This is a genomic window from Aeromicrobium sp. YIM 150415, assembly GCF_016918125.1.
GTDB lineage: Bacteria > Actinomycetota > Actinomycetes > Propionibacteriales > Nocardioidaceae > Aeromicrobium > Aeromicrobium piscarium.
Genome location: NZ_JAERWM010000004.1, coordinates 74563 through 100890 on the forward strand (window position 1 = coordinate 74563; position 26328 = coordinate 100890).

Here is a 26328-nt window from a genome sequence, read left to right on the forward strand (position 1 = left end):
AATGGACCAAAAAGTCAGAAAATCTCGTCCGCCCGGATCAGAGGTGGTCGAGGTGCTCGATGAGCACGCCCTCGCGCAACGCCCACGGGCAGATCTCGAGCTCCTCCACACCGAAGAGGTCCATCGCCGCCTCGGCCACGACGGCACCGGCCCGCATCTGGTGAGCGCGATCGACCGTCGCACCGGGCAAGGCGGCGACCTCATCGGGAGTCATCGTGGCAAGCTGATCGACCAGCTTGCCCAAGCGCTGCGCGGACAGGACCCGGCGGACGTACGGTCCCTCCGCCGAGGGCGCCGCCCCGCACATCCGAGCAAGGGAACGGAAGGTCTTGCTGGTCGCGACCGCCCGGTCGAACCCTCCCCCGCGCAGCAGCGGTCCCGCCAGCTGACCGATCTCCTTGCGCACCTGGAGCCGCAGCTCGGGCAGCGAGGCCCCTCGCTCGAGTCGCTCGCGGGTGAGCCGGCCCGCACCGAGTGGAAGGGAGGAGACGACATCCGGTTCCTCGTCGGCGCCGACCGCCAACTCCAGGGAGCCTCCACCGATGTCGAACACCCCCAGACGACCGGAGGACCAGCCGAACCAACGACGGACCGCGAGGAACGTCAGCCGCGCCTCGTCCTCCCCCGGCAGCACCGACAAGTCCAGTCCCGTCGCCTCATTGACCGCCTGGATCACCTCGTCGGCGTTCACCGCATCGCGCACAGCGGACGTGGCGAACGCCAGCACCGTGTCGCAGCCCTTCTCGGCGGCCTCATGGGTCGCCTCGACCGCGTACTTCACCAGCCGCGCGACACCCTCATCGGTCACCCGCTGCTCGGCGTCGAGGTGCTCAGCCAGCCGCAAGGGCTCTTTGAACGAATGCGCAGGAACCGGCGGACCGCCCCGATAGGCGTCCACGATGAGCAGATGGCCGGTATTGGACCCGATGTCGAGCACACCCATGCGCATGATCTCCAGTGTGACAGCCGGCACTCCCACCAGTCGTCATGCGGTCGGCCGTTCCACCGCGTCACACCTCCGGACCTCCTACAGTGGAGTGATGCCGGAGATCGACCTGGGCTTCCCCCGCGCGTTCGTGGAGTTCGCGAACCCCGACGACTCGACCGAACGCTTCCGAGCCGACCTCACCTGGCTCACCTCCCGCTGGACCTGCATCTTCGGTCAGGGCTGCCCCGGCGTCTACGCCTCGCTCCCCGATGTCGGCTGCTGCGCCCACGGCGCCCACTTCAGCGACGATGACGACGTCGCCCGCGTCTCCGGCTTCGTCGAGGTGCTCGACCCCACCGAATGGGAGCTCCACGACGAAGGCCACGCGCGCGGCTGGACCGAGCTCGAGGACGGCGAGCTGAAGACACGCGTCGTCGACGGTGCGTGCATCTTCCACAACTCGCGAGACTTCCCCGGGGGCTACGGGTGCGCCCTGCACGCGCACGCGCTCGCCGAAGGCCTCGAGCCGTTGGAGACCAAGCCCGATGTGTGCTGGCAGCTGCCGCTGCGACGCGAGTTCCGGGAGGTCGACCCCGGCGACGCAGACACCTACACCGAGGTGACCATCGGCGAGTACGTCCGCGCCGGGTGGGGACCCGGGGGCCAGGACTTCGACTGGTACTGCTCCTCGAACACCGACGCCCATGTGGGAGCCGACCCGGTGTTCGTCTCCTACGGTCCCGAGCTCATCGCGCTGATGGGACAGACCGCTTACGACGAGCTCGCGGCCCGCTGCGAGCGCTTCCTGGCCGACGGGCGGCCCGAGCCGCACCCGGCCGACCCGGGCTGAGACCGCTCGCCCCTCCCGGCAGCGGTATCTCCTCAACCCCATCCGCGACCGGTGACGTTGCTGGAGTACCTCCCGAGCGCCGGAAGGGTTGACCGTCTACCGCCACCTGGCCGAGCCTCGCAGCGGAGTCGCAGGACCGTTCGAGACTGAGCCGACCCTAAGTGCGGTCCGCGCCGCAGGCGCCCGTAACAATGCCGTATGCATCTCGACCACGTGACCTTCGCCGCCGGGCCACAGGGCCTCGCCGAGACCACCGCCGAGCTGAGCGAGCGTCTCGGTACCCCCTTCCTCGACGGCGGGATCCATCCCCGTTTCGGGACCCGCAACATGATCCTGCCGCTGGCCAACCACCAGTACATGGAGATCGTCGAGGTGCTGGAGCATCCGGCCGCTGAGAAGGCGGCCTTCGGCAAGGCCGTGCGAGCACGCTCCGAGCTGGGCGGCGGCTGGCTGTGCTGGAGTATCGCGGTCGACGACATCACTCCGGTCGAGCGGATGATCGGCCGCCACTCGGTGCCCGGCAACAGACACCGTCCCGATGGGTTCAATCTGGAGTGGCGCCAGATCGGCACCAGCTCGATGGCCGCCGATCCCCAGCTGCCACAGGTCATGCAGTGGCTGATCGACCCCGCCGAACATCCCTCGCAGATGGCGCCGACGGATATCGAGCTGGTAGCCCTCGAGATCGCCGGCAGCCCCCAGCGTGTGTCGGACTGGCTGGATGAGGGCGCCATCAGCGCCCTCGAGCAGATCGAGGTCCGCTGGGTCGCGCCGAACGCCCTGCCCGGCATCACCGTCGCGGAGTTCGCGACCCCCGGCGGCACGATCCGCATCTGACGACCGACGACGGGCGTACCGTGGGGATATGGCGCAGATCACCTCCCGCGACGGCACCCGCATCGTCTATGACGACCTCGGCGAGGGTCCAGCGCTGATCGTCATCGGCGGCGCGCTCAATACCCGCGCCGCCACCCGCGGCCTGGCCGAGGAGCTCGCCGAGCGCGGCCTGCACGTCCTCAATCCCGACCGCCGGGGCCGAGGAGACTCCGGCGACGCCGCGTCGCCGCCGCCGTGGGACCCGGCGCGCGAGGTCGAGGACATCGCCGCGCTCATCGACGCTGCCGGCGGCCGCGCGAGCCTCTACGGTCATTCGTCCGGAGCGGCCGTCGCGCTGCGTGCCGCCGCGGCGCTCGACACGGTCGATCGGCTCATCCTCAACGAGCCCCCGTACGCCCTCGAGGATGCTGAGACACCGCGCCGGTGGTCCACCCAGGTCCGTGACCTCGTGGCCGACGGACGAGGGGGCGACGCCGTGATCGCCTTCGCCACCATGCTCGGCATGCCCCCGGAGATGGCGGAGGCACAGATGCGCGGCCCGCAGTGGGATGCTGTCGGGCTCAGCCTCCCCTACGACTCCGCGGCCATGGGCGATGAGCACGGCGCTCTCCTGCCGGTGCCGCTCGCCGAGCGCGTCACCGCCCCCGTCCTCGTGCTCGCCGGGGGTGCCGACTTCCCCTTCATGGTCGACGTCGCCCGCACCCTCACACCGCTGTTCACCGACGGCACCTTCCTGCATCTGGAAGGCCACGGACACGATGCCGGCCCGGAGATCGTCGGCCCACCCGTCGCGGACTTCGTTCTCGGCCGGTCGTAGGTGGCGGTGGGGCAGCAACCTCACCCACCGTTCGCCGGTACCTCAGCAACCTCATCGGACTCCGATGAGGTTGATGGGGTACCGCTCGGCGGCGATGCGGCACGGTGTCGGCGGAGGCATCTACGCTGAGAGCCATGGCCAAGACCAAGACCGCGTACGTGTGCGCCGAGTGCGGGTGGACCACTAGCAAGTGGGTCGGCCGTTGCGGAGAGTGCCAGGCCTGGGGCACGGTCGACGTCGCAGGCGCTTCGGCTCGCGGCGCCCGCACCAGCGCGGCCCCGGTCTCGTCGCCCGCGGTGCCCATCTCCGAGGTGGGGGTCGAGGGCGCGTCGGCGACCGGCTCCGGCATCCCCGAGCTCGACCGCGTACTCGGCGGAGGCGTGGTCCCCGGAGCCGTCATGCTGCTGGCCGGTGAGCCCGGTGTGGGCAAGTCCACGCTGTTACTCGAGGTCGCGGCGCGATGGGCGCGAGCCGGCCGGCGCACGCTCTACGTCTCCGGAGAGGAGTCGGCCGCCCAAGTCCGGCTGCGCGCCGAACGCACCGGAGCGGTCCACGACGAGCTCTACCTCGCCGCCGAGACCGACCTCGGCGCGTTGCTCACCCATATCGACCAGGTCAAGCCCAGCCTGCTCATCGTCGACTCGGTGCAGACCATCGGCTCGTCCGATATCGAGGGTGTGCCCGGCGGCGTCACCCAGGTGCGCGAGGTCGCCTCCACCGTCATCGGACGGGCCAAGTCCGAGAGCATCGCCACCCTGCTCGTCGGCCACGTGACCAAGGACGGGTCCGTCGCCGGCCCGCGAGTGCTGGAGCATCTGGTCGATGTCGTCCTGCAGTTCGAGGGCGACCGCACCTCACGCCTGCGGCTGCTGCGCGCCGTCAAGAACCGCTTCGGGCCGGTCGACGAGATCGGCTGCTTCGATCTGGTCGACCACGGCATCGTCGAGGTGCCCGACCCCACCGGCTTGTTCGTGTCCCGGCACGAGCGACCCGTCCCCGGCACCTGTGTCACCGTCACGATGGAGGGCCGCCGACCCCTCCTCGCCGAGGTCCAGGCGCTCACTGTCGCGGCCACCACCCCGTCGCCACGTCGCACCTCCAGCGGCCTGGACTCGTCGCGGATCGCGATGGTGCTGGCCGTGCTCACCAAGCACGCGAACCTGAAGCTCGGGGAGGTCGACGTCTACACCGCCTCGGTCGGAGGCGCACGCCTGCACGAGCCGGCGGTCGACCTCGCCACCGCGCTCGCCACCTACTCGGCGGTCGCCGACACTCCCCTGCCGCCACAGCTCGTCGCAATCGGCGAGGTCGGGCTGGCGGGCGAAGTGCGCGCCGTCAACAACACCATCGCGCGACTGCGCGAGGCCGCCCGGATCGGTTTCACGCATGCGATCGTCCCAGAGAACACCGATGGCCTCGATGCGGTCGCCGGCCAGCTCGCCATCGCCCGGGTCTCCCACATCTCGGCGGCCATCGCCGCCGCCCGCACCGGCAGCTGAGCCCGCCGCTCACCCTGGTGAGAGGTGAGTCATCAACAACCGTTGAGACTCACCGGGCGAGCCACCGACGGACCAGTAGTTGATCACTCACCGCCACCGCGTGCCACCACATCACGGTGAGCCACCAACCAGGCAACGATGCACTACGGAGCGCTCGATGCCACCCGACGGTTGATGCCTCACCGCCCCGCGCCGAGTGTGCCGGTCGCGCCGAATCGGCGCCGCAGCCTAGGCTGTCGCTGTGGCCCTGTCGAACGAACTCCGTAGCGCCCTCGGCTCTGTTGCCCCGGGCACCGAGCTGAGAGAAGGACTCGAGCGCATCCTGCGCGGGCGCACCGGCGCCCTCATCGTCGCCGGCATGGACCGGCAGGTCGAGTCGATCTCCACCGGCGGATTCGTCCTCGATGTCCCCTTCACGGCCACTGCTCTACGCGAACTGGCCAAGATGGACGGCGCGATCATCCTGGACGGCACCGCCACCCGCATCCTGCGCGCGGGAGTGCACCTCATGCCCGATGCCACCATCGTCACCGAGGAGACCGGCACCCGGCACCGCACCGCCGATCGCGTCGCGCGCCAGACCGGCCTGCCCGTCATCTCGGTGTCGGCCTCGATGCACATCATCGCCCTCTATCTCGGCGACACCCGCTACGTCCTGGAGGACACCGCCGCGGTCATCGGGCGGGCCAACCAGGCGCTGCAGACGCTCGAGCGCTACCGCACCCGGCTCGACGAGGTCGCCGACGCGCTGTCCGCCCTCGAGATCGAGGACCTGGTGACGGTCCGCGATGTCGCCGCCGTCGCACAACGCATGGAGATGGTGTCCCGCATCGCCGAGGAGATCGACGGATTCGTCCTCGAGCTCGGCAGCGACGGCCGGCTTCTCGCCCTGCAGCTCGACGAGCTCGTCGGCGGCGTCGAGGCCGAGCGCGAACTCGTGGTGCGCGACTATCTGCCGCAGGGACGTCGCAAAGTCGCCGTCCCCGACGTGCTCACGGATCTGCGCGGTCTCTCCGCGAGCGACCTGGTCGATCTCGGCAGCGTGGCCGAGGCTCTGCGCATCGGTCACGGAGACAACCTCGACGCCGCGCTCTCACCGCGCGGCTACCGGCTGCTCGCTCGTGTCCCGCGTCTACCCGGCACCGTGGTGGAACGGCTCATCGTGCACTTCGGCTCGCTGCAACGTCTGCTCGCCGCGAGTCTCGACGACCTGCAGGCGGTCGAGGGCGTCGGCGACCTGCGGGCCCGCGGGGTGCGCGAGGGCCTGTCGCGGCTCGCCGAGTCCAGCATCCTCGAACGCTACGTCTGACGGCCCCCGCCAGGCGAGCTCACTGCTCAGGAGGAGCTTCCTCGGCCGGAGGCTCCTCCGCGGGCGGCTCCTCGGTGGCCTCGCCCTCGGGAGTCTCCTCCTCCGCGTCCTCGCTCGGCTCGGGCTCCGGCTCCGGCTCGGGCTCAGCGAGACGGAACGACGTCTCTCCCGGCTCACCACCGAGCGTGCCGATCTGCACCGTGTAGTCGCCTTGTCCCACCGGGGGCTCGCCGTCGCCGCAGGCCCCTCCGGAGTTACGACCGTTCCACTGCATGGAGGCCTGCACGGCCCAGCCGGCCGGCACGGCGATGGACTCGCTTAGCAGCGGCTCGCGGCAGACGGTCGAGTCGAAGACCGGCGACCCGTCGGCGGCGATGATGACCAGGAGTTCGGCATCCGTGGGACTGAGAACACACCCTTCGCCGTCCACGGTCGACACCAGCAGCTTCATCTCCACGTCCGCGCCCCCGGGCTGGCCATCGGCGACCGAGGGAACGATACGGACGTTCTCAGGGGTGCAAGCGTCCTGCGGCGCCTGCATGGAGACCGGCACGAGATCGGTCGGCTCCGGTTCCGGTTCGGGACTGGGATCGGCCTCGCTCGGCGTGGCCGAGGGAGTCGGAGTCGCGGCAGGGGAATCGTCGCGCCGATCCTGCGACCAGGACCAGACCTGGATCGAGGCCCAGACCACCGCGATGAGGACCGTGACGAACAGCAGACGGCGGCGCCAGTAGATCGCGGCGGGCAGGGGTCCTCGTGGCACGGTCCAACGCTACCGATTCGACCTGCCATGAAAGGATCGACGCGCCATGACGACCTCTCTCCCGATGCTTCACGACCGGGTCCTCACCTGGTTCGCCGCCCACCGACGCGATCTGCCCTGGCGCGGGCGACACGGCGAACGCCCCGACCCGTGGGCCGTGATGGTCTCGGAGTTCATGCTGCAGCAGACCCCGGTCAGCCGCGTCCTCCCCGTCTTCGAGATCTGGATGGAGCGCTGGCCGACCCCTGCCGACCTCGCCGCCGCCAGCTCCGGCGACGCGATCCGCGCGTGGGGACGGCTCGGCTACCCCCGGCGGGCGCAGCGACTGCATGCCGCCGCCGGCGCCATCGCCTCCGAGCACGGTGGTCAGGTGCCGGACGACTACGCGACGCTGCGAGAGCTTCCCGGCGTGGGCGACTACACGGCCGCCGCCATCGCGTCCTTCGCGTACGGGCGTCACCACGTCGTCCTCGACACCAATGTGCGTCGCGTGTTCACTCGCGTCATCGCGGGCGAGCAGTATCCGGCGAAAGCGGTGACCGCGGCGGAACGCACGCTGGCCGCCGACCTCCTCCCCGATGACGATGCCGATCTGTGGGCGGCAGCGACGATGGAGCTGGGGGCTCTCGTCTGCACGGCCCGGGTGCCGCGCTGTGAGGCATGCCCGGTCACCGATCTGTGCGCCTGGCGCGCGGCGGGCTATCCCGAGGGAGAGCAGCGCCCGACCGGACAGGCCTGGGCCGGCACCGATCGGCAGGTGCGCGGCCGGCTGATGGCGGTGTTGCGCGATGCTCCCGGACCGGTCCACAAGACCACCCTCGATCTCGTCTGGGACGAGGCCGGACAGCGCGATCGCTGCCTGGCCTCGCTGCTCGACGATGGGCTCGCCGTCCTCGTCGACGACGATCTCTTCGCCCTCCCCGGCCACTGACCGCCACCTCAGCTCGCGCCTCAGGAACCGCCGGACGACGCGACCGGTCAGGCCACCGCTCGGCCCGGGACTGGACAGACAACGAGGCGGGCCCGGGAAACCCGGACCCGCCTCGTTCAGCACTGCTGAGCGTTACTCCTCGGTGCCGCCGGTGCCGGCCTCGACGGCCGGACGGACGCCCTCGAGCTCGAGATCGGCCTTGTCGGTGCCGGTGAAGGTGAAGTACGCGTCCGGCCCCTCACCCTCGACATCGACCAAGACGATCTGCCCCGCATGCAGCTCACCGTAGAGCAGCTTCTCGGCCAGAGCGTCCTCGATCTCGCGCTGCACCGTGCGACGCAGCGGACGGGCACCGAGCACCGGGTCGAAGCCGCGCTCGGCGAGCTTCTCCTTGGCTGCGGTGGTGAGCTCGACGCTCATGTCCTTCTCGGCAAGACGGGCCTCCAGCAGACCGATCATCATGTCCACCATCTGCAGGATCTCCTCCTGCGTCAACGGCGGGAACACCACGACCTCGTCGACACGGTTGAGGAACTCGGGGCGGAAGTGCTGCTTGAGCTCCGTCGCCACCCGCTCCTTCATCCGCTCGTAGCTGCCGACGGCGTCACCGGCCTGGGCGAAGCCCAGGTTGACGCCCTTGGCGATCTCACGAGCACCGAGGTTGGTGGTCATGATGATCACGGCGTTCTTGAAATTGACGACGCGACCCTGACCGTCGGTGAGGTGACCCTCCTCCAGGATCTGCAACAGCGAGTTGAAGATATCCGGGTGGGCCTTCTCGATCTCGTCGAAGAGCACGACGCTGAACGGCTTGCGGCGCACCTTCTCGGTGAGCTGACCGCCCTCGTCGTAGCCGACGTAGCCGGGAGGCGAGCCGAACAGCCGCGAGACGGTGTGCTTCTCGCTGAACTCGCTCATGTCGAGCTGGATCAGCGCGTCGTCGTCGCCGAACAGGAAGTTGGCCAGCGCCTTGGACAGCCACGTCTTACCGACACCGGACGGACCGGCGAAGATGAACGAGCCGCCCGGACGCTTGGGATCCTTCAGGCCCGCACGGGTACGACGGATCGCCCGCGAGAGGGCCTTGATCGCCTCGTCCTGGCCGATGACGCGCTTGTGCAGCTCCTCCTCCATGTGGAGCAGTCGCGTGGACTCCTCCTCGCTGAGCTGACCGACCGGGATGCCGGTGGCCTTGGCGAGGACCTCCGCGATGAGGTGCTCGTCGACGATCGCGACCGAGTCGAGATCGCCGGCCTTCCACGCGCGCTCACGCTCGTTCTTGGCCGTGATGAGCTTCTTCTCCTCGTCGCGCAGGCTGGCGGCGAGCTCGAAGTCCTGAGCGTCGATCGCGCCTTCCTTGCGGCGCCGGACGTCGGCGATGTTCTCGTCGAACTCCTTGAACTCCGGTGGGGTGGCCGAACGACGGATACGCAGGCGCGCACCGGCCTCGTCGATGAGGTCGATCGCCTTGTCCGGCAGGAACCGGTCGGAGATGTAGCGATCGGCCATCGTCGCGGCAGCGGACAGCGCGTCGTCGGTGATCGAGACACGGTGGTGTGCCTCGTAGCGATCGCGCAGACCCTTGAGGATCTCGACGCTGTCGGCGACGGTCGGCTCGTTGACGATCACCGGCTGGAAGCGGCGGTTGAGGGCCGCGTCCTTCTCGAAGTGCTTGCGGTACTCGTCGAGCGTGGTGGCGCCGATGGTCTGCAACTCACCACGGGCCAGCATCGGCTTGAGGATGCTGGCGGCATCGATCGCGCCCTCGGCGGCACCCGCACCGACCAGGGTGTGGATCTCGTCGATGAACAGGATGATGTCACCGCGCGTGCGGATCTCCTTGAGGACCTTCTTGAGACGTTCCTCGAAGTCGCCGCGGTAGCGCGAGCCGGCCACGAGGGCACCCAGGTCGAGCGTGTAGATCTGCTTGTCCTTGAGCGTCTCGGGCACGTCGCCACGGACGATGTCCTGGGCCAGCGACTCGACGACGGCGGTCTTGCCGACGCCGGGCTCGCCCACGAGCACCGGGTTGTTCTTGGTGCGACGGCTGAGCGTCTGCATGACGCGCTCGGCTTCGTCGTCGCGGCCGATGACCGGATCGAGCTTGCCCTCGCGCGCGGCCTGCGTCAGGTTGCGGCCGAACTGGTCCAGGACGGCCGATGATGCGGCGGCCGGTTCCGGAGCGGTGCCCGCGGTCTCGGACTCCTTGCCCTGGAAGCCGCTGACCAGCTGGATGACCTGCTGGCGGACGCGGTTGAGGTCGGCTCCGAGCTTGACGAGCACCTGGGCGGCGACACCCTCGCCCTCACGGATGAGGCCGAGCAGGATGTGCTCGGTGCCGATGTAGGTGTGGCCGAGCTGCAATGCCTCGCGCAGGCTGAGCTCGAGCACCTTCTTGGCCCGCGGCGTGAACGGGATATGACCGCTCGGCGCCTGCTGACCCTGGCCGATCATGTCCTCGACCTGGCCGCGGACGGCGTCGAGGGAGATGTCCAGGCTCTCGAGGGCCTTGGCGGCTACGCCCTCGCCCTCGTGGATGAGGCCGAGAAGGATGTGCTCGGTCCCGATGTAGTTGTGGCTGAGCATGCGCGCCTCTTCTTGCGCGAGCACCACAACCCGACGGGCCCGGTCGGTGAATCTCTCGAACATGTCGTCCCCTCTGCTGGACTGTTCATTCAGTCTAGTGGCCAGGCGATGAACCCGGCCGGCGTGTCCAGATGCTTAACTCAACTGTCATCGAGCGTCCGGTGTTCCGCTGTTCGCCCTGGGCGGAATCACCGGCGCCTGCGGAACGCGACTCTGGGCCACTCCCGCGGCGCACAGAGCGGTCCCGACGACCGCCAGCATGACACCGAGGGCCAGCTCGCGGCGGACCTCCGGACCGATCGTGCTCGCCATCACCGCCACGGTCACGAGCAACAGCCCGGACAGGATCAGCGGCACGATACCAAGCGCGCGCAGCCCGATCGCGCGGCCTCTCCGCCGTCTCCGCACGATACCCGGTGGCGCGGCGATCAGCGCCCGGAGCGCTCGCGTCTCCCGCAGCGTCGTCCCGGCCACGACGCAGAGGGTCAGAGCCGCCCAGGCGATCACCACGGGACGCACCGTGAAGCCCCAGGCCGCCAGGCAGCTCAGCAACGCCCAGCTCCCCAGCACGAGCGGAAGCTCCGCCGACCGCGCGGCCCGATCCACCGCGTCGTAGCGTCCCTGTCGCACCGACATGTCGCGATCGCCCGCGAAACCCGCGGCTCCCCTCAGGCGCCCGACCACCAGCAGGGCGACGACCGCCACAGCCGCGGCGACCCACCAGACACCCGCGGCGAGCGTCGCGGTCGTGCGGCTGTCCTCGACGCGCTGCACCTGGCGTTGCGCCAGATCCTCCGCGCTCGCCAGCTCACGGCCGCCCTGCACCGCGGCCACCTCGCCGGCGTGCACCCGCTCGGGGGAGACCCGCAGCTCGAGCCGCTCGGGAACGTCGCCTGGAGCGACCTTCCGCTGCAACGATGTCGCGACCAGCACCGCCTCGCCTCGCAGATCGGCCTGGTAGGTCACGGGGGTGTCCCAGACATCCGGGAGCACCTCCTGACTGCGGCCCACCTCGACGAGCTTCCCGCTCACGACCACCGTCTCGGCGGCCCAACGCTCGTACAGCTCGAGCTCGCCGCGGGCTCGCTCCGCATTCGCCGAGGTCGTGGCGACCGGACCCCAACCGGCGAGCAGCGCGACGATCGCGACGCCGCACCAGATGACGGTGGGGACGCGCCTCACGGCTTGACGACGAGGACCGGCACCGGACTGTCGAGGACGACCCTCTGGACGACGCTGCCCATCAGGAGCTTGCCGACCGGAGAGCGCCGGCGAGCGCCGATGATGAGCATCTCGGCGCCCGCCTCCGTCGTCAGATCGATCAGCGCCTGCGCGATATCGCCTCCGGCGGCCACGATGTGGACCGTGTGCCGGACCTCGTCGCCGATGCCCTCGAGAGCCCGCCCGACGCGCTCTCCCGCATCGCGGCGCGCCGCCTCCACATCGCCCGTCAGGTCGTCGTCGAGGACGTGCAGTACCGCCAGATCACCGCCGAGACGACGGGCGAGATCGATGCCGGCACGCAGTGCCGCGTGACCTTCGGGTGAGTCGTGATGAGCGACGGCGACGGTCATGAGTTTCCTCCCGGGCGAAGTGCGTGCCCCCAGCGTACGAGTCAGTAGGCCGAGTCGTGTCAGGATAGTGTCCCACGCCACACTCCAGGGGGTCTCGTGTCAGCAGTGCGTTGGGCCATCGGGCTCGTGCTCGCAGGGCTCGTCGGCTGGTTCGCCGTCGACGAGGCACGCGGCACGGGCGACGGCGCCCAGGCTCGATCCTCACTCACCATCATCGCCCCGGCCGCCGCCGGCGGCGGATGGGATCTCGTCGCACGCGAGATGCAGCAGGCCCTGCGCACCGACGGCATCGTCGGCAATGTGCAGGTGGTCAACGTCCCGGGAGCGGCGGGCACGATCGGCCTCTCCCAATTGGCCCGGATGACCGGCGATCCGACCACGATCATGGTCACGGGGACCGTGATGGTCGGTGGCATCGGGATGAGCGACTCCTCCACCACGCTGACCGATGTCACCCCGGTCTCACGGCTCGCGGAGGACTTCGAGGTCATCGCGGTCCCGTCGGACTCCGAGCTGGAGACCTTCGAGGACGTCGTCGAAGCGTGGCAGGAGAATCCCACGATGCCGATCGGCGGCGGTTCAGCCGGCGGCATCGACCACATGATCGCCGCCCAGCTGGCCGAGGCGACCGGCGTGGGGGCCGGCGAGCTCCACTACACGCCCCACGCGGGCGGCGGCGAGCTGACGCTCTCGCTGTTGTCGGACGCGAGCGGCACCGTCGACGTCGGCATCAGCGGCTACAACGACTTCCGCGACCTGATCGACGGTGGTCGGCTGCGCGCCGTCGCGGTCGTCGCGCCCGAACCCCTCGAAGGCGTGGATGCCCCCACCATGATCGACCTCGGCTACTCGGAGGTCGACATGGTCAACTGGCGCGGCATCGTGGCGGCGCCGGGCATCACCGACGAGGAGCGCGATGAACTGCTCGACATCGTCGAGGAGATGACGCAGACCACCTCCTGGGACGAGGCGATCGAGCGCAATCGCTGGGAGGAGAGCTGGCAGGGTCCCGATGACTTCCGTGACTTCCTGGTCGGCGAGCAGGAACGTATCGACGCGATCCTCGAGGAATTGGGGCTGTCATGAGCGATCGAAGCGAGCGAACAAAGAGGCACCTCATGCCGGGACCCGCCTACCATCGTTCTTCTTGGCAGGTGGCGGCATGAGCGATCGACCCACGGGTGAGCAGACGACCGATGCCGAGGAGACTCCGCGCGGCTGGTGGGCGGGGCGTGGCGAACTGGTCGTCGCGGCGCTGCTGATCGTCCTGGCCCTCGCCCTCGTCTACGGCAACCTGACGATGAACGTGGTCGGCGAGGGCGGCCTGCTGGGACCACAGGGATTCGGATGGCTGGTGGCCGCGGTCTGCGTCGCGGTCGCGGCCACGCTCACCGTCGGCGCGTTCCGCAAGCCCGAGGACGAGCGCCGTGTCGCGGCAGCCGAGGCCAAGGACACCAACTGGGGCGCGATGCTCTCCGCCTTCGCCGGACTGCTCGCCTTCACCGCACTCCTGGAGTTCCTCGGCTGGCTCATCGCCGCCACGCTCCTCTTCGGGATGGTCGCGACCGCGCTCGGCAACCGCCGCGTCGCGTGGAACCTGCTCGTCGGGTTCATCCTCGCGGGGGTGATCCAGATCGTCTTCGGCGGCGTTCTCGGTCTGGCGCTGCCGGCCGGGCTGTTGGATCGGTGGTGACGGCATGGATCAGTTGATCAACCTCGCCGGAGGCTTCGGCGACGTCTTCACCTGGCAGAACATGATCTGGGTGGTGGTCGGTGCCTTCCTCGGCACTGCGGTCGGCGTGATGCCCGGCCTCGGGTCGGCGATGGCTGTCGCCCTGCTGCTGCCGATGACCTTCACCCTCGATCCGCTGGCCTCGCTCATCATGTTCAGCGGCATCTACTTCGGTGGCCTGTTCGGCGACTCCACCGCGGGCATCCTGATGAACACGCCTGGCAACTCCACGGCGATCGCGACGACCTTCGAGGGGCATCGCATGGCCTTGGCCGGGCGAGCGCCGCAGGCGCTGGCCACGTCGGCGATCGGCGCGTTCACCGGAGGCATGCTGGCCACGGTGCTCGTGGTGTTCTTCGCGCCGACGCTCGCCGAGCTGGCGACCAAGTTCGGCCCCGGGGAGTATTTCGCGCTCGCTCTGTTCGCCTTCGTGGCGATCTCGACGATCGTGTCGGAGTCCGCGGCCCGCGGGCTCGCGGCGCTCGGCTTCGGCCTCGCGCTCGCATTGGTCGGCATCGACCAGTCGACCGGTTCGGCGCGCTACACCTTCGAGGTGCCGGCGCTGTTCGACGGCATCAGCATCGTCGTCATCACGGTGGCGATGTTGGCGATCGGCGAGGTGCTGCACGTCGCGAGCCGCCTGGGCCGGTCGAATGCCGCCGAGCTGGTGCCGTCCCAGGGACGTCCGTGGCTCACACGCCCCGAGTTCTTCGAGGCGTTGCCGGCGTGGTTGCGCGGCAGCGCCTTCGGCATCCCGTTCGGCATCATCCCGGCCGGCGGCGCCGAGGTCCCCACCTTCCTCGCGTACGGCACCGAGCGGCGGCTGGATCGGCGGCGCGCCAAGCCGACCTTCGGCACCGGGTCGATCCGTGGCGTGGCGGCACCCGAGGCGGCCGGCAATGCGACCGCCGGCAGCGCGATGGGAGCACTCCTGGCCCTGGGCCTGCCCACCTCGGCGACCGCGGCACTGCTGCTCGCGACCTTCCAGCAGTACGGCATGCAGCCTGGTCCGCTGCTGTTCGAGCGCAACGGCGAGATCGTGTGGGCGCTGCTGGCGAGCCTGTTCATCGCGATGATCGCGCTGCTGATCCTCAACCTGCCGTTCGCGCCGCTGTGGGCGAAGCTGCTGAAGATCCCGCAGGCGTACCTCTATGCGGGCATCACCGTGTTCGCGAGCCTCGGCGTGTACGCCACCAGCGCGAGCACGGTCGATCTCGCGATCATGTGCGCGCTGGGACTGCTCGGCTTCGTCATGCGACGCAACGACGTGCCGCTCGCGCCGATCCTGATCGCGGTCATCCTCGGGCCGTTGGCCGAGTACTCGCTGCGCGATGCGATGGCGAACTCCAACAACGATCCCCTCACCCTGGTGAGCAGCCCGATCACGATCGGCCTCTACACGCTGCTCGTCCTCGGTGTGGTGTGGGCCTTCTGGCGCCGCACGCGCGAGTCCCGCGCTCAGGACTTCTGACGGCTGGCGATCACGCCGTCTCCCCCGCCGTCGCCGGCGCCCGCTCCTGCGCCCTCAGCGCCCAGACGCCGCTCGCGATGATCGCCGTGTGCAGCGCGATGAAGGCCACCATCGACACCACGGGGTAGCCCATCGCGATGTGGTAGAGATCCAAGCCGATGCCGCGGGTAGCGCTGAGCGTGATCACCAGCCAGACCAGGACGGTGGCGCGCTCGGGTCGTCGTGACGCGGCGAGGAGAAAGACGCCGATGACGAACAGATCGATCCCGAATCCGAACATCCAATCCGTGTAACCGCGAGCAGCCACGCCGTCCGTGGGCGCATCGAAACCGGGAATCCGGCTGTCCAGCATCCGTTCTGCGATACCGGGGAACCAAGTCGCTCCGAGCACCAGGTACAGCACACCCACCGCGCGCATCCACGCTGTCAGCGGCCGCATCAAGCCGCCTCGCTCGGGGACCGGCGCTCCAGCCTGGCGCGCTGGCGCCGGTAGACGCGCACGCCGAACGCCGCCCACATCATGCGCACCGGGGCGGGCAGGGAGGCGAGCAGATGGGCGGCGTCATCGGGGCTGAGGGCATCGAGCATGAGCCCGAGCTGCAGCAGAAGTCGCTCACGCGGTACGGCACGACGACCGTGTTCGGCCAGCTCGTCCCATTCGCTCTGCGTGAGTTCGACCGCAGCGACCGGCGCGATGACGTTCTCCTCCTGGCCGAGGTGCTCACGCAGTTCAGAGACCAGTGCTTCCAGTGAGGCCACGACTCGCTGGCGTTCGGGCTCGCTCGCAGTCTCCCGCCAGCGCTCGACATCAGCGCTGAGTGCCTCGGCGCGGGCGGCGATGCTCTCATGTTGACGACGCATGGCGTCGACATGCAGCGCGCACCCGGGTGCGCGGCCGGACAGGCGGTCCCACAGCACCAGGTCTTCGCCGTGATGGTGATCATGAAGGATGGCGACCACGTGGTCGAGGTGCCGGGTCATGCGGGCGACGTGGCGAGGAGGGGCCTCGGCCGATTCGGTGACCCAACGTTGCGCATCGTCGAAGAGGGTAAGGAGAAAGCCATGGAACACCGCCAGGTCGGCGACATCACATCCTCGTGGCTCGCCTCCGCCGGCCGGGGCACTGTTCATCGGTTCGCGCGTCATGGTGACTCTCGATTCGCTCGGGGTCAGGCGGCGCCGACCTATTCGTTATACTCGGGCAATAACGAATACTTCGTCAAGAGCCTTCGGGGGAGACAGTGAGCGATGTGCGGCCGCGGCGGACCTACTCGTCGCCCCGCCGCGAGGCGGAGGCCGCGGCGACGAGGCGCCGTATCGTCGAGGCTGCCCATCGGCTCTTCGTTCGCGATGGATACGGCCTCACCACCGTGCGCGACATCGCCGTCGAGGCAGGGGTCTCCGTGCCCACGGTGCGGCTCAACGGCCCCAAACCGGCGCTCCTGCTCGCGGCGTACGAGATGGCGCTCGCCGGTGTCGAAGACTTCATCTCTCTCAACGACACCGCGGCGATGGGCACAATCCTCGCCACTCGGGATCGAGCCAGTCTCATCGAGGCCTATGCGGGCTTCATGACCGCGGCCCTCGAACGGATGGCCGAGCTCACCCTGCGGATCCGCTCGGCGGCCGATGCGGACGCGGAGGTGCGAGAGCTCTATCTCCGTATCGATGAGCGCCGCATCCGCAGCATCCACGAGGGCGTGGCACTGCTCGCCTCTACCGGCATCGTGCCGGTAGAGGACGTGGGGCACGTCGAGACGATGGTGGGGCTACTGGTCTCTGCCGACACCTATCTACATCTGCGTGCGGCGGGCTGGGACGACGGGCGCTATCGCTCCTGGCTGATCGACGAGCTGACCGCCCTCGTCGCTGGGTGACGATCATCCCCAGGCCGAGAACTCTCCTGGCCGCGGTTGGAGCCATGTCGGGAAGCTGTATCCGTCGTCCCAGGGAAATCGTCCGTTCCTGTCGTCCGTGGTCAGTTGCTGAGCGGGCACGGACTGCTCGGGCGGACGCTGGTAGAAGCGGTTGGCCGCCAGCAGGATCTGTCCGGGGTTGGGCACGACCTCGACGATGACGCGGTGATGCCAGTCGTCGAAGGTCACGATGTCCCCGGGGCTCAGATCCTCGCCGTCACGGATTCGGCTCGCCAGCGCGTTGAACAGACCCCGAGCGCTGGCCGGGGAGAGCCCGAATGCCAACAGTTCCGGGTGTCCCATGCCGAAGAGGCCGGTGGTGTAGCTGAACGATGTCTCGTTCCGGGACTGGTCGCCCATGACGTACTGGATGTAGACCCCACACCTCCGGATCGTTTCGGTGGTGCGCCGGTCCTCCTGATCGAGCCACGCGATCAGCTGTGTTTGATCGTCCATACATCCTCCTTGTCGATGGTGCGCACGCTATGAGCCCACACCGACAAAGAGGACAGCCACCGCCACAGGTTGTGGATAACCGTTCGCGGCCTCGTCGCTCCTCGTCCAGGCTGTGCGCATGTCGCTCCTTCGCCCACTGCCGTCGACCGTCCATTCGCAGATCGATCTCCTACGCCTCTGGCGACGACTGCTCCGGGGCCGACGTGAGTCGGCAGTGTGTCTGAAGTGCCTCTTCATCGCCCGCGACGGCAGGACTGTGCGCACTCTGCTCACACTCACTGATGTCACGGGCCCACTGTCACCGGAGCGGTCGATGCGGTTCGCCGACTGGCTGCTCGACCTACTCGATCACGAGCCCGCGTGGTGGCGGATCGGTTTCCTGCTCTGCCGTCCCGACGTCGGTCCGGTACGGACGGATGACCTGGAATGGGCCGCCACGGTGCGAAGCGCGACCGTGGGCGCGGGTGCCGGGTGCGAGGTCATTCACCTCTGCGCCGCCGGCGCGATCGCACCCCTCCCCCTCGACGACCTCCCCACTCACGCCTTCGGCCCGTGAGCCGACACCCGGCCACGCACGATGAGTTTCTGCGGTTGCTCTGGCAACCCCGAAAGCACATCCTCCGTCAGCCCTTGATGCGGGATTCGCTTTTCTGGTTGTTATAGCAACCTCAGAAGCACATCTTCCTCGGAACTGCGCGTCGTCCCGAACCGACCATCTCCGCTCACGCGGGGAGCACTGGGACTTGCGGAACTCGCGGAAGGCTTCGCTCGGATCATCCCCGCTCGCGCGGGGAGCACACTTGTTGACCTGCAGAAACGCAACGCCGTAACCCGTTTTAGCATCACTTTCAGCCGAGGCGCGCCTCGGCTCCTGCATCACTCCCGGCGGGAGATGGGGAAGAGGATCGCCTCGCGGATGCCGATGCCTTGCAGCAGCATGACGAGCCGATCGATGCCGACGCCCATGCCGCCGGCGGGCGGCATGCCGAACTCCAGCGCCCGCAGGAAGTCCTCATCGACATCCATCGCCTCGGGATCACCGGCGGCCGCAAGGCGCGCCTGATCCTCCAGCCGCTCACGCTGAATCACCGGATCGTTGAGCTCCGAGTACGCGGGTGCCAACTCGACGCCGTTGATGATGAGATCCCACGCCTCGACCAGGCCGGGAGTCGTGCGGTGCTTCTTCGCCAACGGCCGGACGGCCTCGGGATAGTCGCACACGAAGGTCGGCTGGATCAGCGTGTGCTCGACGAGCTTCTCGAAGAGTTCCAGCAACACCTCGCCGGCACCCCAGTGATCCTGCAAGGCCACCTCGTGGCGGTCCGCGAGCGCCACGAGCTCATCGAAGGAGGTCTCGGCGGTGACCTCCGCGCCGGTCGCCTCCGCGACCAGCTCATGGATCGTTGCCCGACGCCACGGGGCTTCGAGGTCGATGGTGCTGCCATCGCGGGCCGGGACGACCGTCTTGCCGACCGCCCGCGCGGCATTGACGACGAGCGCACGCACCAGCTCGGCCATCGTGTCGTAGGACCCGTACGCCTCGTAGACCTCGAGCATCATGAACTCGGGGTTGTGGGTGTTGTCGACGCCCTCATTGCGGAAGGTCTTGCCGACCTCGTACACCTTGTCGATCCCGCCGACGAGAGCACGCTTGAGGTGCAGCTCCAGCGCGATCCGCAGCAGCGCGTCCTCGTCGTAGGCGTTCACATGGGTGTGGAACGGGCGCGCAGCGGCACCTCCGTTGGTGTGCTGCAGGACCGGGGTCTCGATCTCGATGTAGCCGAGATCGTCGAGCGTGCGCCGGATGGAGCCGAGCACCTTGGCCTTCACCCGCACGTTCTCGCGCGCCTCGGGACGCACGATGAGGTCGACATAGCGCAACCGCGCGCGCGACTCCTCCGACAGCGGCTTGTGCTCGACCGGCAGCGGACGCATCGTCTTGGCGGCGAGCTGCCACGAGGTCGCCATCACCGACAGCTCACCACGGCGGCTCGTGATGACCTCGCCGGTGACCTGGAGGTGATCGCCGATGTCGACGATCTGCTTGAAGGCGGCGAGCCGCTCCTCCCCCACCTCGGCCAGCGACAGCATCGCCTGGATCTCGGTGCCGTCGCCCTCGCGCAGACGGACGAAGCAGAGCTTGCCGGTATTGCGCAGGAAGATGACACGGCCCGCGATGGAGACCGTCACGCCGGTCTGGTGGTCGGCACCCAGCTCGTCAGCGTTGTACGTCTCGACGATCTCGCGGATGTCGTGAGTGCGCTCGACCGTCACCGGGTACGGGTCGATGCCCTCGTCGAGGAGGCGCTGGCGCTTCTCGCGACGCACCCGCATCTGCTCGGGAAGGTCGTCCTCGGTCTCGGGGGTCTGCGGCACGTCAGTCACAGTCCCCCATCGTACGGAAGGATCATCCCCGCCTACATGGGGAGCGCGTTCGCGCATCTCCAGGCCATGCGGCGATCCGTCGGTAGACAGTCTTTCGTTCGTATCACAGCGCAGAGGACGAGATCATCAGGTTCTCTCTGTGCAGCAGGTCACAGCATGTGTTTACGGTGAAGATGCCAGAGAGTCACTGCCGAAGGAGCTGAGAATCATGAAACTCCGCACATTCGCCAAGACGCTCGCAGCAGCTGTGTTGCTCCCGGCCGGCTTCGTCGCCCTCGGGACTTCATCGGCCAGCGCCGATTCGGTACCGTGCGGCTCATCGGACGCCAGCCTGTGGATCCAGACCGTCCCCGCCGGCTACAGCACCTACACGATCGATCACCGCGTCGCGCGCTACCACAACTGCGGCGACTCCTCGGTGAGCGTCAGGCCGGATATCGCCTTCCAGCCCGACCCGCCGTGCCGCACGGTCGCCCCCGGCGAGGTCGCTAAGTGGGACTTCCAGGTGACGAGCAACAACCCGTTGCCGGTGCACCTGCGAGGCACCTACTCCTGCTGACCCATCGATGAGGAGTGGCGGCGGGCTTCCATGCTCGCCGCCACTTCCCCCTCAGACCAGGCCCGCCTCCCGGGCGACGATCGCCGCCTGGACACGTGAGGAGCAGCCGAGCTTGGCGAGAACGCGTGAGACGTGCGTCTTGGCCGTCGCCTCCGTGATCAGGAGCGCGGCGGCGAGGTCGGCATTGGACAGACCCTGTCCGAGCGCCGCGAGGACCTCGCGCTCTCGGCCGGTGAGTTCACCGATGTGAACAGAAGGCACCGCCGGTCGGGCCGGAGCTTGCTCGGCGAACGCGCGGAGAGTCCTGCGCGTCACCTCGGGTGCCAACACCCCCTCACCCGCCGCGACCCGACGAACCGCGTCGACGAGCGTCGCGGCATCCGCTGTCTTGAGCAGGAACCCGGCAGCGCCCGCGCGCAACGCGCCGAACACGTACTCGTCGACGTCGAACGTGGTGAGGACGAGGACATCCGCCAACGACTCGCCGACGATGGACGCGGTGGCCTCGATCCCGTCGGTCCCCGGCATGCGAATGTCCATGAGAACGACATCCGGGCGCAGGGCCCGCGCATTGGCGAGCGCGGCCGCCCCATCTCCAGCCTCTCCCACAACCACGATGTCGTCCGCGTCGTCCAAGATCAGGCGAAGACCCGAGCGAATGGCGGCGTGATCGTCCGCGATGAGCACCCGAGTCGTCATGAGATCTCCTCCAGCGGAATCGTGGCGCGGACCCGCCATCTGCTGCCGTCGCCATCCTCGCGACAGCCGGCCTCGAAGGTGCCGCCCAATGCCTCAGCGCGCTCGCGCATCGTCAACAGGCCGATACCGCCCTGCTCGGAGGCGACAGGCGGCGCTCCCACGCGCGGTCTTCCCGTGACCTCGATCCCCAGACATCCGTGCCGCATGGTGACCGCCGCGCTCACACCGCCACCCCCGCCGTGCTTCAGCTCATTGGTCAACGACTCCTGAACGATCCGATACGCGGCCTGGTCGACCGCCGCGGGCAGCGACGGCAGCTCCGGTGGCACGACCAGCTCGACCCGCAAGCCCTGACCGGCGAAACTCGCCACGAGCTCATCGAGCTCGGCGAGGCGGGCCGGCGAGGTCGAGGGCTCCGCTCCGGTACGCAGGAGTCCGATCATCGCCCGCATCTCCCGCAACGCCAGCACGCTCGCGGAGCGTATCGCGCGAAGTCCCTGTTCATGGCGTTCCGGGCTCGCCGTCGGCGTAGCGAGGATGCTCTCGGACTGGATCGCGATCGTCGACAGCTGACCGGCGAGCGCATCGTGGAGGTCGCGCGCCATCTGCGTGCGCTCTTCGCGCACAACCTCCTCGCTGCGCAGTTCGGCCAGTCGCTCCAGGTCGCGGGCGCGCTCCGCCGCCAATTCGGCGAGCTCCGTCTGATGACGCACCGACCGTCCCCACCACAACGGCGTGCCGAGCACGGCGAACACCGCCAAGCCCACGAGAAGACTCACCTGCGGGTCCCCCGAGACGACGAAGGTCGTGGCCGCCGCGACCGGCACCAGCACCCCCACGCCCACTTCGAGCCGGCGAACCCACGTCGCCGGGCCGCGGAGGGCGGCGGCGTAGATCAGATCGAAGAAACCGAGAAGCGTCCCGATGCTGCCGCCCATCACGACGTCGACACCGAAGATGACCGCGCCGGCGGCCAACGCTGCGAGGGGGTGGCGCCTCTTGGCCACCATCACCAGACAGATCGCCGTCAACGGCAGTAGGTACAGCCAGCGGGAGTCCGCCGTGAGCCCCGGGGACCGACCGCCGGTATTGACGAGACCGACCGCCACGAAGGCACTACCGGCCGCGAAGGTGAAGACGGCATCGCTGATGTCACGACTGCGCTCCGTCGCCCGCACCCGATCGCGCCATACCGCGCCGATTCTCTCCACGCCTACATCCCAGCACATCCGCCACACGGCGAAGTCGATCGAAGGATGTAGATCAGACCGCCGGCCCTCAGTCTCTTGCCCGACGTCAGCGGACTCGATGCACCAGAGACTGGCGTCATGACGCCAGAACTCCTCGCGCCGCTCGGGGTGCTCGCCCTCATCGACTCGACGAGCTTCGGGACGCTGTTGATCCCGATCTGGTTCCTGCTCACCCCCGGCCGTCTACGCGCCGGGCGGATCGTGGTCTTCCTCACGACAGTCGCCGGCTTCTACCTCGCGGTGGGCGTTCTGCTCGTCGCGGGCCTCGACACGTTCATCGGCGATCTCGACGCCCTCCTCGACCACCCCGCGGCAGCACGCGTTCAACTGGCTGTCGGCGTCGCCCTGCTGGTGTGGAGCTTCTTCATCGGCAAGAAGAAAGACGTCGATCGTCAGGAGGAGCCGGGTCGGATCATGCGCTGGCGTTCGCGGATCATGGGCGACGAGGGAGGGCTCCTGCCCCTCGTCGGCGTCGCGCTCGCGGCAGCGCTCATCGAAGTCGCGACGATGCTGCCGTATCTCGCCGCCACCGGCCTCATCAGCACAGCCGACCTCAGCTGGGCAGAACGGCTCGCTCTCCTCACCGCCTACTGCTTCGTCATGATCCTGCCGGCGCTGGTGCTGATGCTGCTGCGACTGGTGGCGCGCAGGCTCGTCGAGCCGTTGCTGCAACGCGTGGCTCGATGGATGGAGAAGAACGGCGGCGAGACGACGGCCTGGATCGTGGGCATCGTCGGATTCCTCATTGCACGCGACGCTCTCAACCGAGTGCCGGAGGTTCTCAACCTCCTCTCGTCCCTCTGAGACCAGCCCGAGGCGGTTTCGTCGCCCGCTGTTCACCTTCTCGCGTCGAAGGTGTCACCCGGGGAGCGCACCGTGGGAAACATGACGACTGAACCGACCGAAGGCACCATCACCGGGATCGTCGACGGAACCCGCCGGGTACGGATCAACGGCCACCGGGGCCAGAGCTTCACGGCGCCGGAGAACACCCTCCCTGCCATGCTCGATGCCGCCACTCTGGGGGCCGATGGCATCGAGTTCGACGTGCACCAGACGGCCGACGGCCACATCGTCGCCCTGCACGACCAGACCTTACGGCGCACCACCGACGTCGAACGCGTCTTCCCCGGTCGGTCAGAGGAACCGGTCTGGAACTTCACGGCAGCGGAGATCGCCCGGCTGGATGCCGGCGCGTGGAAGGGGCCCCTGTGGGCCGGCACCCCTCTTCCGTTCATCGCCGATATCCTCAAGGCCTTCCGCGGACGGCCTCAGACCCTCTGCATCGAGTTGAAAGCCACCCAGGTCGATCCCGTCCACCTCGCCGCCGCCCTCGCTGCCACGGTGGGTCGTCGGCCGAACGTGACCTTCCTGAGCTTTCAACGGCCACTGATCGACGCGGTGCGTCGCGCGATCCCGGGAGCGAGGACGGCGCTGGCCGCCGTTCGCCGGCCCAGCACCGCCGATCTGGACAGCTACGACGAGTTCCACCTCGACGGGACGCTTCTCACCAGGCGTGTCATCGACGAGATCCATCTACGGGGCAAGACCGTCACCGCGTGGACCGTCGACTCCCCCGGCGTCGCGCGACGCCTCGCCGGGATGGGCGTCGACGCCATCACGACCAACCGGGTCGACGTCATCCGTCACGAACTCCAGGTAGCGCGCTGAGGTAGTGCGGGCTGAGCTCCGGCGGTGGTGCGCGGGCTCGCGCCGCTGAGTGGTGAGCTATCCCGTACTTTCGCCGACGAACTGCGGAATGGCTCACCGCCATCCGCAGCGGCACTCGTGGCGCGCTGAAAAGACTCGTGAGGCGACGCTCAGGGGAATCGGCCCTGCGGGACGAAGGATGTGCTTCCGCGGTTGCCCTGACCGCCATAAAGACACATCCTCCGTTCTCGCAGGACGGAGAATGTGCTTCTGTGGTTACCCCAGCAGCCACGGAAGCACATCCTCCGTGCCCGCGAGACAGGTAGCAGCTCACGAGCGGCGACACCGAGCGCGGAGAACGCCGGGTCCGCCGAGCAACCACCGATGGCGACCCTAGGATCCCTTCCATGACCGTGACGATCGACGGCGCTGAAAGACGGCGGCGCATCGGAGTGCGACATGCGCTCGCTACCCCCGCCGACAGCTCCGAAGAAGTCGCCCAGCGTGTCGTCGCACTGCACAGCACCGATCCCGCCTCGATGGCCATCGGCGTCTGCGCACGACTCATCGAACCCTCGATCGCCGACCTGGAACGAGCGCTGTACTCCGATCGCACCCTCGTCCGCGTACTGGCCATGCGACGCACCGTCTTCGCCGTCCCGGCCGACCTCGCCGGCTCCTGCCTCGCCGCCACCTCCCGCAGCGTCGCGGCACCCGAACGTCGCAAGCTACTCACCATGCTGCGTGACTCCGGCATCGAAGATCCAGAACGCTTCCTCGACCACGCCCACGCCGCCGCGCGAGGCGCACTCCCCGCCCTCGGCGTCTTCCGAAGCGCCGATCTCGCGGCCGCCGACCCGATCCTCACCACCCGCGTCGAGATCGGCGCGGGCACCCGCTATGCCACCACCCAGTCGATGGCCAGCCGCCTTCTGACCCTGATGTCCGCCGAGGGGCACGTCGTCCGCGCCAAGCCGGCCGGCACCTGGGCCTCGACCCAGTTCACCTGGTGCGCTGCCGAGACCTGGACACCAGCGCTCACCGAACGGCCGACCCCCGAGGACGCCGCTCGCGAGATCGCCAGGCGCTGGCTCGCCGCCTACGGACCCGCCCCACTGGAGGACCTCTGCTGGTGGACCGGGTGGACCAAGACCACAGCCCGCGCCGCACTGGCCGCCATCGACACGACCGAGGTTCACACCGAATCCGGCCCCGCGATCGCGCTATCCGACGACCTCGCCGCCACCCCCGAGCCCCCGCCGTGGGTCGCCCTCCTGCCCGCCCTCGACTCCACCACCATGGGCTGGAAACAGCGCTCGTGGTACCTCGGCGACCACGCCGCGCAGCTCTTCGACAATGTCGGAAATGCCGGCCCCACCATCTGGGCCGACGGACGGATCGTCGGTGGCTGGACGATCCGCGATGACGCCACCGTGGCCCTCCGGCTACTCGAGGACATCGGCACCGAGAGCCAAGCCGCGATCGACGACCGAGCGCACCGAATCGAGCGCCTACTCGACGGAACCGTGATCAAGGCGCGCGCACGGCGATGGACCACCCTCGAGAAAGAACTCCGCACCTGACCCGGCGACCGAACTGAGGGTGCCCTTTCTTTGAAGAACTCAAAACAAAGACTAAACTGGGAGCATGACCGCAACGGCTCCGATCACCTCGCCTCCCGGCGAGTATCCGACCCCGCGCGAGCAACTGCAGACCGCCGGTCTGCGCGTCACGACCGGCCGGCTGACCGTCCTCGGCGTCGTCGCCCGCCAGCCGCACGTCCCCGCCGACACCGTCTTCCGCAGCGTCCGTGAGACCCTCCCCGGCACCTCGGTCCAGGCCGTCTACAACGTGCTCGGCGATCTCACCCGGGCCGGCCTCCTGCGCCGCATCGAACCCGCCGGCTCTCCCGCCCTCTACGAGCGGCGCGTCGGCGACAACCACCACCACCTCGTCTGCCGTTCCTGCGGAGCGGTCGAAGACGTCGACTGCGCCGTCGGCGAGGCCCCCTGTCTCACCCCCGCGCAGTCCCACGGATTCGCCATCGACGAAGCCGAGGTCACGTTCTGGGGCCTGTGCCCTACGTGCTCGGCCGCCACATCCACCCACTAAGGAG

27 protein-coding genes are annotated in these 26328 nt (G+C 68.8%); 16 read left to right on the plus strand and 11 right to left on the minus strand.

What is annotated here, in order from left to right:
* Positions 1 to 37: 37 nt before the first annotated feature.
* Positions 38 to 973, minus strand: coding sequence for a Ppx/GppA phosphatase family protein (locus JL108_RS02040; RefSeq protein WP_307837156.1), 936 nt, complete (start codon positions 971 to 973; stop codon positions 38 to 40).
* Between the two features lie 67 nt (positions 974 to 1040).
* Between JL108_RS02040 and JL108_RS02045 the strand changes: the two genes are divergently transcribed.
* The 5 genes from JL108_RS02045 to disA all read left to right on the plus strand — a co-directional run bounded on the left by JL108_RS02045 (position 1041) and on the right by disA (position 6240).
* Positions 1041 to 1778 (plus strand): hypothetical protein, encoded by a 738-nt coding sequence (locus tag JL108_RS02045; protein ID WP_205196664.1) that lies wholly within the window; start codon positions 1041 to 1043, stop codon positions 1776 to 1778.
* Between the two features lie 198 nt (positions 1779 to 1976).
* Complete coding sequence (locus JL108_RS02050) at positions 1977 to 2615, plus strand: VOC family protein (RefSeq protein ID WP_143911289.1); 639 nt, start codon at positions 1977 to 1979, stop codon at positions 2613 to 2615.
* Positions 2616 to 2643: 28 nt separating this feature from the next.
* The gene (locus JL108_RS02055; RefSeq protein ID WP_205196665.1) at positions 2644 to 3432 is read left to right on the plus strand and encodes an alpha/beta fold hydrolase; all 789 of its coding nucleotides are present in this window, start codon (positions 2644 to 2646) and stop codon (positions 3430 to 3432) included.
* Between the two features lie 134 nt (positions 3433 to 3566).
* Positions 3567 to 4931 (plus strand): DNA repair protein RadA, encoded by a 1365-nt coding sequence (gene radA / locus JL108_RS02060; RefSeq protein WP_205196666.1) that lies wholly within the window; start codon positions 3567 to 3569, stop codon positions 4929 to 4931.
* A gap of 241 nt (positions 4932 to 5172) precedes the next feature.
* Positions 5173 to 6240 carry a DNA integrity scanning diadenylate cyclase DisA gene (disA, locus tag JL108_RS02065; protein WP_143911286.1) on the plus strand — a complete coding sequence of 356 codons (1068 nt, stop codon included), beginning with the start codon at positions 5173 to 5175 and terminating at the stop codon, positions 6238 to 6240.
* A 19-nt stretch (positions 6241 to 6259) separates the two neighbouring features.
* Here the strand turns inward: disA and JL108_RS02070 are convergent, their stop codons facing one another.
* On the minus strand, positions 6260 to 7003 hold the full coding sequence (locus tag JL108_RS02070; protein ID WP_205196667.1) for a hypothetical protein: 744 nt from the start codon (positions 7001 to 7003) through the stop codon (positions 6260 to 6262).
* Between the two features lie 46 nt (positions 7004 to 7049).
* Between JL108_RS02070 and JL108_RS02075 the strand changes: the two genes are divergently transcribed.
* Complete coding sequence (locus JL108_RS02075; RefSeq protein ID WP_205196668.1) at positions 7050 to 7934, plus strand: A/G-specific adenine glycosylase; 885 nt, start codon at positions 7050 to 7052, stop codon at positions 7932 to 7934.
* Between the two features lie 132 nt (positions 7935 to 8066).
* On the opposite strand, the gene JL108_RS02080 is transcribed toward JL108_RS02075, so the two are convergent.
* From JL108_RS02080 to JL108_RS02090, 3 genes are all read right to left on the minus strand, one after another.
* Positions 8067 to 10583 (minus strand): ATP-dependent Clp protease ATP-binding subunit, encoded by a 2517-nt coding sequence (locus tag JL108_RS02080; protein WP_143911283.1) that lies wholly within the window; start codon positions 10581 to 10583, stop codon positions 8067 to 8069.
* 84 nt (positions 10584 to 10667) lie between these two features.
* Positions 10668 to 11702, minus strand: a complete 1035-nt coding sequence (locus JL108_RS02085; RefSeq protein ID WP_205196669.1) for a hypothetical protein — start codon at positions 11700 to 11702, stop codon at positions 10668 to 10670.
* Positions 11699 to 12094 (minus strand): universal stress protein, encoded by a 396-nt coding sequence (locus JL108_RS02090; protein ID WP_205196670.1) that lies wholly within the window; start codon positions 12092 to 12094, stop codon positions 11699 to 11701. The genes JL108_RS02085 and JL108_RS02090 overlap by 4 nt, the downstream gene beginning before the upstream one ends.
* A gap of 96 nt (positions 12095 to 12190) precedes the next feature.
* Between JL108_RS02090 and JL108_RS02095 the strand changes: the two genes are divergently transcribed.
* The 3 genes from JL108_RS02095 to JL108_RS02105 all read left to right on the plus strand — a co-directional run bounded on the left by JL108_RS02095 (position 12191) and on the right by JL108_RS02105 (position 15297).
* A complete protein-coding gene (locus tag JL108_RS02095) occupies positions 12191 to 13180 on the plus strand; it encodes a tripartite tricarboxylate transporter substrate binding protein (RefSeq protein WP_307837157.1) in 990 nt (329 codons plus the stop codon).
* A 76-nt stretch (positions 13181 to 13256) separates the two neighbouring features.
* Entirely contained in the window at positions 13257 to 13787 is a 531-nt protein-coding gene (locus JL108_RS02100) for a tripartite tricarboxylate transporter TctB family protein (RefSeq protein ID WP_205196671.1), read from the plus strand.
* Between the two features lie 4 nt (positions 13788 to 13791).
* Positions 13792 to 15297: a tripartite tricarboxylate transporter permease gene (locus tag JL108_RS02105; protein WP_143911278.1), complete on the plus strand. Its 1506-nt coding sequence runs from the start codon at positions 13792 to 13794 to the stop codon at positions 15295 to 15297.
* 10 nt (positions 15298 to 15307) lie between these two features.
* Here JL108_RS02105 and JL108_RS02110 read toward each other — a convergent pair whose 3' ends face one another.
* Both JL108_RS02110 and JL108_RS02115 read right to left on the minus strand, forming a co-directional pair.
* Positions 15308 to 15736 (minus strand): BphX family protein, encoded by a 429-nt coding sequence (locus JL108_RS02110; RefSeq protein WP_205196672.1) that lies wholly within the window; start codon positions 15734 to 15736, stop codon positions 15308 to 15310.
* A complete protein-coding gene (locus JL108_RS02115) occupies positions 15736 to 16443 on the minus strand; it encodes a hemerythrin domain-containing protein (RefSeq protein WP_205196673.1) in 708 nt (235 codons plus the stop codon). Before JL108_RS02115 ends, JL108_RS02110 begins: the two co-directional genes overlap by 1 nt.
* A gap of 95 nt (positions 16444 to 16538) precedes the next feature.
* On the opposite strand from JL108_RS02115, the gene JL108_RS02120 reads away from it, so the two are divergent.
* On the plus strand, positions 16539 to 17174 hold the full coding sequence (locus tag JL108_RS02120; protein ID WP_307837158.1) for a helix-turn-helix domain-containing protein: 636 nt from the start codon (positions 16539 to 16541) through the stop codon (positions 17172 to 17174).
* 3 nt (positions 17175 to 17177) lie between these two features.
* Here JL108_RS02120 and JL108_RS02125 read toward each other — a convergent pair whose 3' ends face one another.
* Positions 17178 to 17669, minus strand: coding sequence for a DUF4262 domain-containing protein (locus tag JL108_RS02125; RefSeq protein ID WP_205196674.1), 492 nt, complete (start codon positions 17667 to 17669; stop codon positions 17178 to 17180).
* A gap of 118 nt (positions 17670 to 17787) precedes the next feature.
* Between JL108_RS02125 and JL108_RS02130 the strand changes: the two genes are divergently transcribed.
* Positions 17788 to 18225, plus strand: coding sequence for a hypothetical protein (locus JL108_RS02130; RefSeq protein WP_205196675.1), 438 nt, complete (start codon positions 17788 to 17790; stop codon positions 18223 to 18225).
* Positions 18226 to 18545: 320 nt separating this feature from the next.
* On the opposite strand, the gene lysS is transcribed toward JL108_RS02130, so the two are convergent.
* Complete coding sequence (gene lysS, locus JL108_RS02135; RefSeq protein WP_205197046.1) at positions 18546 to 20003, minus strand: lysine--tRNA ligase; 1458 nt, start codon at positions 20001 to 20003, stop codon at positions 18546 to 18548.
* A 259-nt stretch (positions 20004 to 20262) separates the two neighbouring features.
* On the opposite strand from lysS, the gene JL108_RS02140 reads away from it, so the two are divergent.
* Entirely contained in the window at positions 20263 to 20613 is a 351-nt protein-coding gene (locus tag JL108_RS02140; RefSeq protein ID WP_143911272.1) for a hypothetical protein, read from the plus strand.
* Between the two features lie 51 nt (positions 20614 to 20664).
* On the opposite strand, the gene JL108_RS02145 is transcribed toward JL108_RS02140, so the two are convergent.
* Positions 20665 to 21312: a response regulator transcription factor gene (locus JL108_RS02145; RefSeq protein ID WP_205196676.1), complete on the minus strand. Its 648-nt coding sequence runs from the start codon at positions 21310 to 21312 to the stop codon at positions 20665 to 20667.
* A complete protein-coding gene (locus tag JL108_RS20380; RefSeq protein ID WP_205196677.1) occupies positions 21309 to 22523 on the minus strand; it encodes a sensor histidine kinase in 1215 nt (404 codons plus the stop codon). The genes JL108_RS02145 and JL108_RS20380 overlap by 4 nt, the downstream gene beginning before the upstream one ends.
* Before the next feature lie 117 nt (positions 22524 to 22640).
* Between JL108_RS20380 and JL108_RS02155 the strand changes: the two genes are divergently transcribed.
* The 4 genes from JL108_RS02155 to JL108_RS02170 all read left to right on the plus strand — a co-directional run bounded on the left by JL108_RS02155 (position 22641) and on the right by JL108_RS02170 (position 26324).
* Positions 22641 to 23366, plus strand: coding sequence for a GAP family protein (locus JL108_RS02155; RefSeq protein WP_205196678.1), 726 nt, complete (start codon positions 22641 to 22643; stop codon positions 23364 to 23366).
* 81 nt (positions 23367 to 23447) lie between these two features.
* The gene (locus JL108_RS02160; protein ID WP_205196679.1) at positions 23448 to 24233 is read left to right on the plus strand and encodes a glycerophosphodiester phosphodiesterase family protein; all 786 of its coding nucleotides are present in this window, start codon (positions 23448 to 23450) and stop codon (positions 24231 to 24233) included.
* Positions 24234 to 24619: 386 nt separating this feature from the next.
* On the plus strand, positions 24620 to 25795 hold the full coding sequence (locus JL108_RS02165; protein ID WP_205196680.1) for a winged helix DNA-binding domain-containing protein: 1176 nt from the start codon (positions 24620 to 24622) through the stop codon (positions 25793 to 25795).
* A gap of 64 nt (positions 25796 to 25859) precedes the next feature.
* A complete protein-coding gene (locus JL108_RS02170) occupies positions 25860 to 26324 on the plus strand; it encodes a Fur family transcriptional regulator (protein WP_143911266.1) in 465 nt (154 codons plus the stop codon).
* Positions 26325 to 26328: the final 4 nt, after the last annotated feature.